A 13211-nucleotide genomic window follows, 5' to 3' on the forward strand; every position below is an offset into this window, starting at 1 on the left:
AGATCGACCCTCACTCCGGAAAAGATCTCGGCAGACGTTTACCCAGCTCAACGGCACCTTTGCCGAGATGCCGAGATGCCGAGATGGTTCAGCCCTGCTCGCAAACGAGAAGGGCTGAACCCGCGCCACGCGGCCCGACTACGACGACGGCCGCGCGGCTGCATCCCGCGCCGCCTTGCGCTGCTCCGCGACCTGGCGGCGGTATGCGGCCTGCTCCTGCTCGTGCCGCTGGAGCGCGGGCAGAGCGTCCGACGCGCCGAACGCGACCTTCGCCCCCACCAACTCGGCAAGGCCGTCCTTGTCAAGGCCGTAGGAGCGCAGGCTGTCCACCGCCGCCACCAGGGCAGCCGCCTGAACCACCGGAGCCCACCGCGCCAACACGTCCATCAAGTCCCCGAAGTTGTCGACCTTGACATACGGAGATCCCTGCACCACGTCCCACACATCGACGATGAACTCATCCCGCCCATCGACCGTCCGCCGGAACGACTGAACATGCAGGACCGAATCCTCATCACCGACCCCTAGGAACTCGGACCACCCCTGCCCCTCCAGACACTCCCTCACATCGACGGTGTCCGGCGCGCCCTCAAACGGATCGAAGATCTCATAGCTCATCAGCACATCCTGCCGCCCCGACCCCACCCGGCGCAGCACCCACACACCGCGCCGCCCGCCGATTCTCAGCAGAACCGGCCCGCTGAGAGCCACAGAGGCGAATCGTTGCATGCCTAACACCAACCGGGCCGAGATCTTGCATCTACGGCGCTTTCAGCGGGCCGTTCTGCGCCCTTCTGCCGAACCCTCTTACGCACCCTTCACCTGACCCGCCCGACGACGGAAAGGCCCCCAGCGTGCGAATCAGGCTTCACAGCACCCCCGCAGAGACGGCCACCACCCTCGCCGCGCTCGCCCAAGTGCTCACCATTTACAACGTCAGCCGGCCCTACCCCGACCGGCCCCATCGACCCGGCAACGCATATACCTCGACGCCACGCCACACCAGGGGAGGCGAATCGCAGACGGTAACCGCGCGTGGCCTCAGGCACTCGCCCCGATAGATGCCCAGTATCGAGAGGCGTGGAGCCATGCGTGGAGCGAACTACGGGCTGCCAGTGACAATGTAGACCGTGGAGCTAGCCGCCTTGACGACAAAGACGCTGGAGAAACCCACTGATCCGACAGTCATGGCCCTTCCTAAACCGTGTGTCGCAGGTTCGAATCCTGCCGGGGGCACCACGAAGATCAGCCAAAACGCTGCTTGAGCTGGTAATACGCATGACACTCGATCGGCTGTGGTGTGCAGCCGTAGGCCACCGGAAGCGGCTGTTTGTCGTAGGTCGCGGAACATACGCGGAATGACCTTGAGGACGTTTGCCCAGGTCGGGCGGGGTACCTGGGGCAAGATCCGGAACGGTGGCCATCATACGGGCCAGGCCACCCCGGTCAGCGCCTCGTCGATCCGGCCGTTGACGGTGGCCTCTTCCCCGTCGATGCACTTGGCGTAGACCTTGAGCAGGACGTCGACGGAGTGCCCGGCTCGCTCGGCGACCTCGGTTGCCGGGACGCCAGCGTTGAGCCACAACGAGACGGCAGCGTGCCGCAGGTCGTACGGCCGACCGGCGAGCGGCGAGTCAACCTGACGTGGAGTCAACGCCAGCCGTCGCGCCTCATCCCAGACGCGGGAGTACGTCGAGGCGGCAACGACGTTCCCCCGGTCGCTGTGGAACAGACGGCCGTCCTTGGCGAGCCCGAAGCGCTCGATGTGCTCCCGCAGGATCTGCACCAGCGCAGGCGGGATCGGCACGCTGCGTGGCTCGTCCTCGGCCCGGTGCTTGAGCCCGCGATCATCGTGGACCTGGCCGCTGTCGGTCCACCGCTTGCCTGCCTGTGGGCGACTCTTCGCCAGCGTCAGCCGGCCCCATCCCGTCTCGGGAAGGTCGCAGTCCTGTTCCCGCAGCGCCAGCGCTTCTCCGGGACGGAGCGCGGCGAAGTACAGGCAGGCGAAGAACGCTACCAGCCGCTCACCACGTTTCGCCTTCCCTCGCTGGCCGACGTAGGTGAGGGCGATCAGGAGTTCCAGCCCCTGACGCTGGTTGACGACCACCCGACGATCGACGACCTCGGCGACCTTTTTGCGTTGCGACCGCACGCGGAGCTTGTCGATCGGGTTGAACTCCAACTCTTCCAACTCGACCGCGTACTGAAGCGCGTTGTAGAACACCGACCGCTTCCGACGCACAGTTGTCGCGGCGGCCGGCTTGCCGTCGAGCTTCACCGCCAGGACGTCAAGCACACCTCGCACGGTCCCCGCTTCCCGAAGGTCCGGCAGAGGCCGGGAGGCGTGACGCAACCAGCGCAGCGCGTCCGCGACGTCTGGTGGCATGTCCAGGTCACGGACCGGTGGCGGCAATACGTAATCCCGCAGCGTCCGACGAAGCAGCTCGACCAGCGGTCGGCCGGGGGCGTCCTTGACGAGCGCCGCCGTGACGGTGGCGAGCGCCTCGGTCATGCTGTCCCGTGACTTGGCCGCTGCGCCCGGCCACTTCATGTCGAGGTACTTCTTGGCGAACTCCAGCCAGGTCACGGCTGCTGGAGCCTCAATCATCGAGTCCGGTAGCCCGGTTTCGACGTCGAACCCCTCGCCCTGGTTGGCGGCTTGCATCAGGTCCGATCGAAAGCTGTCGGCCAATGCCCGCGTGACGAACGTCCGGGACTTCTCGCGGCCGGCGACCACCCAGCGGACCGTGTACGACCGCTTCCCCTTTTTCGGCCCGCTGCCCGTCGGAGTGTTGATCTTGATGGCCCAGATGCGGACACGGCGAGACTTCACGCGGCTACCTCCCGCCGCTGCTCCAGCCAGATCCGAAGATCCTTCTTCGATATCCGAAGCTCCCCGTTCGGAAGGCGGATGCAGGCCGGAGCGATGCCGAGTTCGCGCCAGCGGTAGAACGTCCGACGCGACACGTTGTTGAGTACGGCAAGCACCTCCGGAACGGTCATGAGTTCGTCGTCCAAGGTCAGAATCTTTCCTCCTGTCCAGGTCAAGCGGCATCCGGCGTCGCGCCGGCAAGGGTGGAGCTGAGTTCGTGGGCGAGTTCTTCGCGGCCGGTGGCTCGTCGTTCGCGGGCCATGGCGGCGGCGGTGTTGGCGAGGAGTGCGTCGCCGGTGGTGCGCCAGCCGACGCCGGCGAAGGTGAGGGTGCCGACGATCAGGGGCGTGTCGTCGTCGACCCGGTCGGCGGGTGGGCCGGCGGCGGTGGGGTGCTCGTGGGCGTGGTCCTCGTGCCTGCGGTACGCGATGCGGGTGTCGCGTAGGAGTTGGAAGGTCACCGAGTAGCGGCGGCCTTTGGTCAGGAAGTGGCCGCCGTAGCCGAGCATGTGCGCCCAGCGGCGCAGCCGGGCGTACGGGTTGGCCGTGGCGGGTTTCGTCGGTTCGGTGTCAAGGGCGGCTTGACGCTGGGCGACGCAGACGGGGCAGGCGGCGTAGCGGGTGTGGGTGCCGCAATCGGGGCACTCCCAGCGATCGACGAAGCCGGGCGTGGGTCGCGGGTCGCGGGGCCGCTCGGACAGCGGGACGGGTGTGCCGGTGGGTCGTCCGATGCGCCAGCAGGCGTCGATGAGGCGGGCGGTGTGGTCGCCGTCGGGGTCGGCGTAGTCGCCGATGGTGTCCGCAGTCAGGCGGGTGGAGGTGTGCCCGGTGGCCTCGGTGCTTTTGGTGGCGTACTTGGCAAGGTAGCCGGCGACCATGCCATCGGTGACCTCGCCGCTGCCGTCGGTGGCGATGGGTTCGAGGTCGACCTGCTCTCCCCAGGCGATCGGCCACCCGTCGGGCCGGTCGGGGTGGTTCGGGGTGTGGAACGCGATCTGGGCGGCGGCGTGGCGGAGCGCGTCGACGAGGTCGGCGACGGTGAACCCGGCCGGTGGGGGGACGACCGTGTCGGGGTTGTCGGGGTTGACGCCGTCGAGGCGGGCGATGGCGTGGAAGTGGACCGCTCCCCGGGCTTGGAGTTCGGCGACCTTTCCGGGTGACAGCCGGACCGGGGGGACCTTGCGGGTCTTGCCGGAGGCGGTGACGATCTCGACGCGGGGGATGCCGCGGCGGCGGGCGAGTTTGGCGAGCCATCGTTCCGCGGCTTGCTTGGTGCGGTGCCACAGTTCGCCGGAGAACAGGTTCCACACGACCTGGTGGTCGTGGTCGTAGCAGTCCAGGCACAACGGCCGGCCGAGCACCGCGTCACCCTGCTCGTGCCTTGCCCAGCAGACAGCGGGACGGCCGTGGGGGCAGAGGCCGGCGGTCGGGTCGGTGGCGCGGCGGGCGTGGCACGGCTCGGCGCGGCAGTCGCAGCGCTTCCGATTGGCGCAGGTGTGCCGCTTGACCACCCGGACGTGGACCGGGCCGAACGAGGGCGCGGTGAACGTGGCGAACACGGCCGGATGCTCGGCGACCGACTCCGGTACGCCCTTGCCGCCGACGAGGCCGGCGCGCAGGAGTTGGAACGCGTCGCGCTGGTAGGTCTGCGCGCAGGACGGGCAGACGGTGGCCCGGCGGTTGCCGCAGGCGGTGTAGATGACCGAGTCCGGCATCCCGTCGGTGTGCCGCTCACCGAGCACGCGGCCGGTGGCCGGGTCGACGGTGAGCAGTTGCCCGGCCAGCCGGATCGGGCGAGTGCAGCCGCCGGCGGCCCGGACGTGCTCGATCCAGCCGAAGTAGTCGGGTTGGGTGGCGCGTTCGAAGGCGGAGCCGGCGGCGGTGTAGGCGTAGACGGGTGGGATGGTGTCGGCGTTCGAGCCCACACCCCGGGCCAGGGCGGTCCGGGGTATGAGGTCCAGCGTCGAGGCCATCAAGCCGCAGCCCCAGGATTGTGGGTGCGGGTGGTGATGGTGCGTTCGGTGACGATGATCCGGCAGGCGCCGCACTGGCGCGTGGCCGGCTCGTGCCGGTGGCACGGGATCTGGACGGTCTGTCCGCCGCAGCGGACGGTGACCGGTGCCCGGCAAGGCCCGCCGGGGATGACGTCGACGAGGATGCGGCGGGTGTCGTAGGGGTGCGGCTCAGGTTCGCCGGGGCAGGTGTGCAGGATGTGCACGATGTCGACGGCGTGAATGGTCATCGGGCACCACCGGTCAGGGTGGTGAGGAGGTGGCCGGCGGCGGCCGGGGTGATGTCGAGTCGGTCGGCCAGCTCGACCGGCGTGATCGGCGTTCCGGTGGACTGTTCGTGCTGCACGGCGGCGAAGCGGGCCATGGGCAGCAGGTGGGTGGGGACGTCGACCGGCTCGACGGCGGGCACGGTGACGGGCTCCGGCACGGGGGCCGGCTCGGCGGCCGGGGTCGGGGCCGCTTCGGGGATGTGGGTGATGGCGGCCGGCGGTGCCGGCTCGGTGACCTGTTCGGCCACCTGGACGCGGATCGACTCGACCGGCTCGGCGGCCGGCGTCGTGTCCTCGGTGGCGACCGGTGCCGGGGCGAGGACGAGCTTCACCAGGGCCATGAACGCCAGGGCGGGCACGGCGGACAGGAGCCACCCGGACGGGCCAGGTTTGGCGACGGCCAACTGTGCGGCCAGGGAGAGGCCGGCGGCGGCGATGAGCAGGAACAGCGGGTAGCCGATCGGAGCGTCGTTGCGGCGCCGTCGGCGGATGGTGAGTAGGGCGGCGATGGGGACGAGTTCGGAGATGACGGCGTTGGCCCAGCCGAACCACTCACCCGTGCCAGCCGGGGAGTTGGCGAGGGTCCAGTCCTTGACGTGGGTGAACGAGGCGGCCCCGGCGAAGCCGGCGACGGTGAGCAGGATGAGGACCAGGACGACGCCCTCAATCCGGGGGCCGGTGCTGGTTGGGGTTTTGGTGGTCATCGGTCACCCCGCTTACGCAGGTACTCGCTGGCAGCGCCGTCGAGGTAGCGGATGTCGGAGCGGCAGCGGGCGGTGTTGAGGCGGCCGGTGTTCAGGTCGCGGCGGCCGGCGGCCCGGCTAGGAATGGCAGTGGATGCGGTCAGGGCCCGAACGAGGGTCAGCACGAGGGCCGCGAGAGCAACGGTCAGGAAGAGGATCAAAGCTGAGGCGGTGTTCATCGGTGGCCTCCGTGGCAGTCGAGGCAGCAGCCGTAGCGGCGGGGGATGTAGTAGGGCTGCACCAGCCCGCACACGCGACAGATGCGGCGGGCGCGGAGTGCTTTGGCGATGGCCTCCCGCTGGGCAGGCGTGGCGACCCGTTTGGGTGCGGCCAGGTCGAGGCGGTAGAGGTAGGCGACGCGCTTGCCGCGCCGCCACAGGATTTGGGCGACCGGGTCGTGTCCGCCGGGCCGAAGGCCGGCGGCGCGGAGCTGGCGGCGGGTAGCGAGGCCGTCAGGTGCCATCCGGTAGGCGAAGGTGGGGAACCCGGTGCGGGTGCCGGTCGGGTCGTAGGTGGTGGCGGTCATGACTGGCCTCCCCAGCGCTGCTGGGCGGCCTGGCGGGAGATGCCGAGGCGGGAGCCGATTTCGGCCCAGGAGTAGCCGAAGGCCCGCAGGCCGATGACGGCTTGACCGACGGCGTCGTCGATGGCCGTGGACATGGCGACGAGGTCGCGGAGGGCTTCGACGTCGCCGGTGGCCACGCGGCGGCCGTGGGCGCGGATGATGCGCCGGGCGAAGGCGGCGAACTCGTCGTTTTCGACGACCTCCCGACGCCGCTGCACGGGACGGATTGGCGTCAAGGTCTTCTTGACGGTGCTCATCAGTTCTCGCCTCCCTGGGTGTGGAGGCGCTCCCACTCGTCAGCGGCGGCCTCAAGGGCCGTGATGACCTGCTCGGCGGTGCGGCCGGGGTCGTCGTTCCACGAGCAAGGGAGGGTGTGCTCGTCGACGAGGAAGCCGTCCTCGTCGATGTAGAAGAGCGGCTCGTGGGTGTCGAGGTAGTCGGTGAAGGCGTCGATGGTGTGGTGGTAGGTGCGGTGGGTGTCGGGGTCGAGGCAGTCGAAGCCGTCGACGCGGTATCCGGCGGTGGCCATGCCGATGGCCCCGACGGCGCAGGCCGGCGGGGTCGGGGTGTCGATGTTGGGGGCGTAGTAGGTGCCCTGGTGCCAGCCGTGCTGGCGCAGGTAGAGGGCAGCCATCCGGAGTAGGTCAGCGGTGGTGACCGTTCCGGTGGTGGGTGGTTGGTGGGTAGCCTTCATGGCAACCACGTCCTTTCGAGGGCGGTTGGTTGGTGGTCGGCAGGACCGGCATTTGCTGCCAGGCGTCGTCCGGTCCTGTCGGCCGTTTCAGGAGGCGCGCAGCCGCAGGTAGCGGCGGTGGCGGGTGTCGTCGCCGCCCATCGGGCTCGGCGCGGAGACGTAGACGAGCCGGCCGGTGCGACCGGCGGCGTCGATCATCACGGCCAGGTCCTCGGCCGGGCCGACGATCCACAGTTCGGTGTATTGGGCGGCCCGCTGGTTGTTCGCGCGGGCGTGGGCGCGTTCGCGGGTGGTCATGCCGCGATCCCCCAATCCAGCCGAGAACCGGCCGTGGCGGATAAGCGGGTGGGGCGGCGGGTCCAGGCCGCGTAGTCGGCAATGCCGGCGATCTGGGCGTCAGACAGGTACGCCACCTTGATGCGGCGAGGAACGCCGCCCTCAGCGATGAGGTAGGCGGCGCCCTGGTTGGTGGGCTGGATGTCGGTGGCGGTGTAGCCCTGTTCGGCCCAGCCGTGGCCGAGGACGATGTTCGATGAGTTGGGGGTGGTGCAGCGGAACGCGGCCCGGTAGCCGAACAGGTCCCGCAGGCTGGTGGGGATGATGTCGAACGACGGCCGCTGAGTCGCGGCCACGACCGGGATGCCGGCGGCGCGGCCCCGTGCGACCAAATCCCGCAGGAGGGCGACGAACTCCTCTTGCTCCTGCTTGGTGCCGATGGTGGCGGAGTAGAAGGCGATCTCGTCGACCAGGACCGTGATGACCGACAGCCCGTCGAGGGCGGTCACCTTGCGGCGCCCGTGCGCGCGCAGCCAGGCGTACCGGTTGTTCATCACCTGCTGCAGACGCCGCAGGACGTCGAGGGCGGCGGTGATGTCGGGGCCGATGAACGCATCGGCGCAGTCCTCCCACTGCCCCAGCTCGACGAGCTTGCCGTCCAGCAGCACCAAGCGGGAGTCGACCGACAGGGCGGCGTGGGCGGCGATCGTGTTCAGCAGACCGCTCTTGCCTCCGCCGGGTTCGCCGCCGGCAAGGAGGTTGCGGTAGGCGAGGGTGATGTTCACGTGCTGACCGAACTCGTCGATGCCGACGAAGATGGGATCGAACATCGACAGGCCAGGCCCCACCGGAACACCGGCAGACGGGGCAGCAGTCGTGGTGGTCATGGGTTGGCCCTCCTTGGGCTGTTGGTGGGCGCGGGAAGCCACACGAACGAGCCGCAATGGCTCCCCGCGTCCTGGGTGAAGTGGTGGGGTTGGGATCAGATCCAGTCGGTGACGTCGTCGGTGTCCGGCGACGGGGAAGCCGCGGGCTTGCTGCCGTTGGCAGACGGCGCAGCCTTCTTCGGCTGCGTCGGAAGGGTGATGGTGGGGGTGTCGACGTCAGGCAGGTCCAGAGCCGTCGGCACAGCGGCCGGCGGACGCTCGGTTGCCGGGGTGTCGGGGTCGATGACGTCGACCAGCGGGGAACCGACCTGGGCAGTCAGCACCTCACGGCGCTTGATGTCGAACCGCAGATACGCGGCGTTGCCGTCGGAGGCCCGCTCGACCAGGGCGGTGGAGGCGTGGCAGGCGACCGCGATCCGGTCAAGCCGCCCCTCCAGATCAGCCGACGACAGGCCGGGGCGCAGGTAGACCCAGACCCGCTCGCCCACGGGGGTGGGCTTGGCCCACAGGATCAGGGGAAGGGTGCCGGACTGGTTGGCGATGATGAACTGCCGGAAGCAGGTCCGCAGCCGATGCCGGACGATCAGGCACCAGGTCCAGGCGACGATGGCGCGGCGGGTGACCGGCACGGCGGCCGGGACGCCCACGACCAGGGCGACGATGACGAGGGTGACCGGGGTCGAGGTGTGGTCGGCGACCTGCACCCAGAAGGTCAGGACAACGGTGGTGAGCACGATCTCGGGAAGCCACCACCACAGCAGCCGCAGCACCGGCCAGATACGCACGAGCACCCAGGCCACAGCGCCGAAGGGCGCGCCGATCAGGACGCCCAGGAACAGGGCGATGATCGGGTGCATGTAGGAAGCGGCCACCACGGCCGACAGAAGGCCGACGATGACCGCCGTGAGGATGAACGCCAACCGGGCGTTCCGCGCCGAGGAACGGTGAACCCTGGCCTCGATGACCGTCACCGTCCCGTGGGACTTTCGCCCGAAGACGCGGGCAGGGTTAGACTTGGACATGACACGTCCTCCCAGGTAATGGGCTGGATGGGTTGGAAGAGCACGGGGTCGGCAGGTGTAGGAGCCAGTACCGGCCCCGCGCTCGAAAAACTCGTCAGGAACGATGCGGGCGGGCGAGCTTGCGGGTTCCGATGATGGAACCGCTCAGATCCCGAACCGTGTCATGCGGCACCAGCAGATCAGTGCGCTCCACCGCCGCCAGTCCCACGACCAGCGACACCAGGTAGAACACACCCTCGACCGGCTCCGGCAGCGCGGTCACGCCACCATCACCGGTACCGAACGCGACTTGCTCGACCGGAATCCCGAGACCGAGGTCATCGACCCCGACAACGGACTGGCCGAGCCGTGCCGGCTGGTGCTGCGCCGACGGTGAGATAACCCGCAGCGGCAGGACCGAACCCGGCTCGATCCGATCGGGCGTGTCGACCGAGTAGACGGCGACCGGGTGCGGGGTCAGGTTGACGAGGTGCATCTGAATACCTCCCGTACGGAGCAGATGGGTTGGAAAGCGTGGGGCGGGGTCGGCAGGTGTAGGAGCCAGTACCGACCCCGCGCCACAAACTGGGTGAGGGCAACCACGGGTTGCCAGGGCCGGGAGCGTAGGAGCCAGAAACACTCCCGGACCGATCGAACGGATTTCAGCGGACCTCAGGCCGCTTCGCGTGGAACGCAGGAGACACCGCAGGCTTCACACAGCACGTGTGAAGGACTTACTTGGCCGCCGACGTACCCGTCTTCGGCTTCAGCGAGATCGCACGGAACGCGACGCCGTTACGCCCGTTGGTCGCCCACGGAATGGCCTCCAACTGCTCGACCTCGATGAGCTGCCCCACCATCACGCTCGGCTTCTCACCCGCCGTGGTGATGGTGATGACCTCACCGCCCGTCTCGTCGAGAACGAAGACCTGGGTCGACCACATGAGCCGGCCCGTTCCCTTCTCCGACCGCTGATTGCCGTTCTGGTCGTTCTTCGGCTCCGGGTCCTTCGACACCGTCACCTGCTTCGCCTTGGTGTCCACGTACAGCTTCACGGATACCTCCGAGGGTCATGAGCGCGTCCCCTTTGGACGACTGCCCGATGAGAGGACCCTAACAGTTGATTGCGGAACATCGCAACTGTTAGGCATGCGCCGTGTGGAATGAGCTTTCGACCAGCGGATACGCGCGCGGACGCCTGTTAGGCAACTGGTAGGGTTTGGTAGTGGCTGGATCTACCGAGAAGACGGGCCCGGCGTCGTCCCGTCCCCGACTGACCAGGGGCGAGTCCGTGGCGCAGCAGATCGCCCGGCACGTCCGCAACGAGATTTCGGCCGGGGTGTGGCGAGACGGCGACGTGTTGCCGTCAAGTCGTGAGATGGCGGCCGAGTGGAACACAAGCCCGTTCACCATCACCTCGGCGATGAAGCTGCTTGAGGCGGAGGGCTTCATCGAGAGCCAGTCCCGCTCGAAGCGGCTCGTGCGCGTACCGAACCAGGAGCGCCGCGGTCCGGTGCGGCTGCCGAAGCCGCGTGTGGTGCTCGTCGGCGGGTACGCCGGCAGCGGCAAGACCGAGCTGGGTCGAATCCTGGCGCGTGCCACCGGGTGGCCGATGCTCGACAAGGACACCCTGACCCGGCCCGTCGTCGAGGCCGCGTTGGAGATTCTGGGCCAGTCCCCGCACGACCGGGAGTCAGACGCCTACCTCAAGCTTGTCCGTCCTCGGGAGTACGAGGCGCTGAGCAGTGCTGCGGAAGAGAACGTGCAGTGCGGCAACAGCGTCATCATGACGGCCCCCTTCGTCGCCGAGTTCCGGGACCCGCAGTGGTTGGAACGGACGAGAGCGCGGTTCGAGGGAATGGGTGCCTCGGTCAGCGTTGTGTGGGTGTACTGCGACCCGGAGACGATGAACTTCTACCTGCGCAAGCGCGGAGCGGCACGAGACGCGGCGAAGCTTGCCGACTGGACGGGCTACCTCGGTCGGATCGACACTGGCTTTCGGCCGCCTGTCGAGCACACGGTGGTCGACAACTGCGCGTCAGCCGTATCGTTGCAGGCCCAGGCCGACGCGCTCGTCAAGTCACTGATGGGGTTGGAGCTCGACTGATGCGAGGCGTGATCCTCTACGGTCCCCCAGCCTCAGGCAAGGACACGGTGACCACCGCCCTGCACCAGCTCGACAGCCGTTACCGGCAGTTCCAGCGACTCAAGGCCGGACCAGGACGCACTGTGGGCTACCGGATGGCCACCGAGGATGAGGTGGCAGGGCTCCACGCGTCAGGGCTCGTGGTGTGGGAGAACCGTCGATATGGTGCCGTGTACGTCGTCGACGCACCAGGGCTTCGCCAACAGCTTGAGCAAGCCGTCCCCGTCGTGCATCTCGGCCAACTCGACGCGATCGACGCCGTGCAGCGCGCCTTCCCCGACGTGCGATGGACCGTTGTAGCTCTCATCTGTCCCCGCGATGTAGCCGTACAGCGGATCATCCAGCGACAGACCGGCGACACCCTAGAACGACTCAGGGCGTGGGACGAGACCGAACCGGCCGCTACCGCCGAGATCACCATCGACACGTCTCGGACCGCTCCCGCCGAGGCGGCAAGCCTGATCGACCAGGCCGTACGACACGGCAAGACCGCGACCGTCTGACGCCCGGCGGCCGGCTGCCGGCGAAGTGGTTCAAAGTTTCTGTACGTCTTCAAGGCGGCCCTGAACGGGCCGCACGCGCCGCCGCCTGGGCGCGCGCCGGCCGCTGCCGCTGTCGCTCTGCGGCCGTCACGCCTGATGCCCGGCGGCTGGCGCGGACAGCGGGAAGCCCGGTGGGCCGCCGCAGAACGACAGCAGCGTTGACCGTGGTGAGGGTGGGCCGGCAGCCGGCCGGGCCGCGCGGCCACGTGCCCGCGCGGCGTAGGGGAGCGCACGCCGGCTGCGTCGGCGAGCTGGCGGCGGTCGCGGGGTTGCGGTTAGGGCGCCTCCGGCGGGGGCGCTCCGGCTCCAGGATGGCCGGGGCTCCGCCGGCGGGTCACGGTCCGTGGGTGGTTGCGGAGGGGGAGCCATCCCGCCTGCCATCGACCCGGGCAAGCCGAGCAGACCCCCGCCCGACCCGCCAGCGTCCGTACGGGTGTCAAGGTCCGCTTGACGTGGCGGGCCGGGCGGCGGCCCGCTCCCCAGGAGGGCGGGTCGACGGCAGACGGGATGGCAGACCGGTAGCCGGAATCGTTCAAATAAGGGGCTGCAATTGCGACGGCGCGTGCCCATCGGTCGATGAGCACGCGCCGTTTGCCGTGTGACTTATCTCCTTCTCGCGCGCCGTCGAAGCCGGAAGGTCTGAACAAGCGCATTGATGACGAGAATCGTCGCAAGCAAAGGCATCAAATCGATCAGCCAATCCAGCTTTTTCCATTCGCCCGGCTCAAATAGAACCGTCATGAGGAAAGCGAAGGCAATGACCACCCCAGCAACTTCCAAGCTGGTGATCAACAGGAAGCGGAACGCCGATTGCATCTTGACTCCTTTGCTGGCTGCACGGCCGATTCTAGTAGGTCACCCCGCAGAGCTGCTCTCGACCTTCCAGCTCCACGGGTAGGAGCCCGCAGTTGTCCCCAGCTCAACGTAAATGTAGGGGTAGGTGGTGGTGTAGCAACCCACATTTCCCCCAACGCAGTACTCGATGTTCGCCCTCTTGTCGTGCCAACCGCTGTACTGGATGCTCCGCACGCCATAGCTGTCAACCTGGAATCCGCGGAAGTAGATGCCCCACGTCTCGCAGGGCCCCGGCGTTGTTTCGTATTGTCCGGTTATGTAATGAAAACGCTGATGTTGAGGGCTGGATAGCAGGCGAGCACGACTTCTGCTGATCTTTCGGGTGCCTAGCCAGAAAGATCCACTCAGGA

Annotated in this window: 18 protein-coding genes; 2 read left to right on the forward strand and 16 right to left on the reverse strand. The window is 68.4% G+C overall.

Annotated elements, in window-relative coordinates; genetic code table 11:
- Positions 1–138: 138 nt before the first annotated feature.
- From ABGB16_RS31845 to ABGB16_RS31915, 15 genes are all read right to left on the reverse strand, one after another.
- Positions 139–729 (reverse strand): hypothetical protein, encoded by a 591-nt coding sequence (locus ABGB16_RS31845; RefSeq protein ID WP_347671782.1) that lies wholly within the window; start codon positions 727–729, stop codon positions 139–141.
- Between the two features lie 694 nt (positions 730–1423).
- Positions 1424–2737 carry a tyrosine-type recombinase/integrase gene (locus tag ABGB16_RS31850; RefSeq protein ID WP_347671783.1) on the reverse strand — a complete coding sequence of 438 codons (1314 nt, stop codon included), beginning with the start codon at positions 2735–2737 and terminating at the stop codon, positions 1424–1426.
- Between the two features lie 92 nt (positions 2738–2829).
- Positions 2830–3018 (reverse strand): helix-turn-helix domain-containing protein, encoded by a 189-nt coding sequence (locus ABGB16_RS31855; RefSeq protein ID WP_347671784.1) that lies wholly within the window; start codon positions 3016–3018, stop codon positions 2830–2832.
- 26 nt (positions 3019–3044) lie between these two features.
- A complete protein-coding gene (locus ABGB16_RS31860; protein ID WP_347671785.1) occupies positions 3045–4844 on the reverse strand; it encodes a replication initiator in 1800 nt (599 codons plus the stop codon).
- Entirely contained in the window at positions 4844–5113 is a 270-nt protein-coding gene (locus ABGB16_RS31865) for a hypothetical protein (protein WP_347671786.1), read from the reverse strand. Before ABGB16_RS31865 ends, ABGB16_RS31860 begins: the two co-directional genes overlap by 1 nt.
- Positions 5110–5856, reverse strand: a complete 747-nt coding sequence (locus ABGB16_RS31870; RefSeq protein WP_347671787.1) for a hypothetical protein — start codon at positions 5854–5856, stop codon at positions 5110–5112. Before ABGB16_RS31870 ends, ABGB16_RS31865 begins: the two co-directional genes overlap by 4 nt.
- Positions 5853–6074, reverse strand: coding sequence for a hypothetical protein (locus ABGB16_RS31875; RefSeq protein ID WP_347671788.1), 222 nt, complete (start codon positions 6072–6074; stop codon positions 5853–5855). The genes ABGB16_RS31870 and ABGB16_RS31875 overlap by 4 nt, the downstream gene beginning before the upstream one ends.
- Entirely contained in the window at positions 6071–6421 is a 351-nt protein-coding gene (locus tag ABGB16_RS31880; protein WP_347671789.1) for an RRQRL motif-containing zinc-binding protein, read from the reverse strand. Before ABGB16_RS31880 ends, ABGB16_RS31875 begins: the two co-directional genes overlap by 4 nt.
- Positions 6418–6717 (reverse strand): hypothetical protein, encoded by a 300-nt coding sequence (locus ABGB16_RS31885; RefSeq protein ID WP_347671790.1) that lies wholly within the window; start codon positions 6715–6717, stop codon positions 6418–6420. Before ABGB16_RS31885 ends, ABGB16_RS31880 begins: the two co-directional genes overlap by 4 nt.
- A complete protein-coding gene (locus tag ABGB16_RS31890) occupies positions 6717–7154 on the reverse strand; it encodes a hypothetical protein (protein WP_347671791.1) in 438 nt (145 codons plus the stop codon). Before ABGB16_RS31890 ends, ABGB16_RS31885 begins: the two co-directional genes overlap by 1 nt.
- A gap of 87 nt (positions 7155–7241) precedes the next feature.
- The gene (locus tag ABGB16_RS31895) at positions 7242–7451 is read right to left on the reverse strand and encodes a hypothetical protein (RefSeq protein ID WP_347671792.1); all 210 of its coding nucleotides are present in this window, start codon (positions 7449–7451) and stop codon (positions 7242–7244) included.
- A complete protein-coding gene (locus tag ABGB16_RS31900) occupies positions 7448–8317 on the reverse strand; it encodes an FtsK/SpoIIIE domain-containing protein (RefSeq protein ID WP_347671793.1) in 870 nt (289 codons plus the stop codon). The genes ABGB16_RS31895 and ABGB16_RS31900 overlap by 4 nt, the downstream gene beginning before the upstream one ends.
- A 95-nt stretch (positions 8318–8412) precedes the next feature.
- Positions 8413–9339, reverse strand: a complete 927-nt coding sequence (locus ABGB16_RS31905) for a hypothetical protein (protein ID WP_347671794.1) — start codon at positions 9337–9339, stop codon at positions 8413–8415.
- A gap of 94 nt (positions 9340–9433) precedes the next feature.
- On the reverse strand, positions 9434–9814 hold the full coding sequence (locus tag ABGB16_RS31910; protein WP_347671795.1) for a hypothetical protein: 381 nt from the start codon (positions 9812–9814) through the stop codon (positions 9434–9436).
- A 238-nt stretch (positions 9815–10052) separates the two neighbouring features.
- The gene (locus ABGB16_RS31915) at positions 10053–10373 is read right to left on the reverse strand and encodes a hypothetical protein (protein ID WP_347671796.1); all 321 of its coding nucleotides are present in this window, start codon (positions 10371–10373) and stop codon (positions 10053–10055) included.
- Between the two features lie 236 nt (positions 10374–10609).
- Between ABGB16_RS31915 and ABGB16_RS31920 the strand changes: the two genes are divergently transcribed.
- Both ABGB16_RS31920 and ABGB16_RS31925 read left to right on the forward strand, forming a co-directional pair.
- The gene (locus tag ABGB16_RS31920) at positions 10610–11425 is read left to right on the forward strand and encodes an AAA family ATPase (protein WP_347671797.1); all 816 of its coding nucleotides are present in this window, start codon (positions 10610–10612) and stop codon (positions 11423–11425) included.
- Between the two features lie 47 nt (positions 11426–11472).
- The gene (locus ABGB16_RS31925) at positions 11473–11967 is read left to right on the forward strand and encodes a kinase (RefSeq protein WP_347671798.1); all 495 of its coding nucleotides are present in this window, start codon (positions 11473–11475) and stop codon (positions 11965–11967) included.
- A gap of 642 nt (positions 11968–12609) precedes the next feature.
- On the opposite strand, the gene ABGB16_RS31930 is transcribed toward ABGB16_RS31925, so the two are convergent.
- On the reverse strand, positions 12610–12822 hold the full coding sequence (locus tag ABGB16_RS31930) for a hypothetical protein (RefSeq protein ID WP_347671799.1): 213 nt from the start codon (positions 12820–12822) through the stop codon (positions 12610–12612).
- Positions 12823–13211 lie beyond the last annotated feature (389 nt).

This window comes from Micromonospora sp. B11E3, from assembly GCF_039871625.1.
GTDB lineage: Bacteria > Actinomycetota > Actinomycetes > Mycobacteriales > Micromonosporaceae > Micromonospora.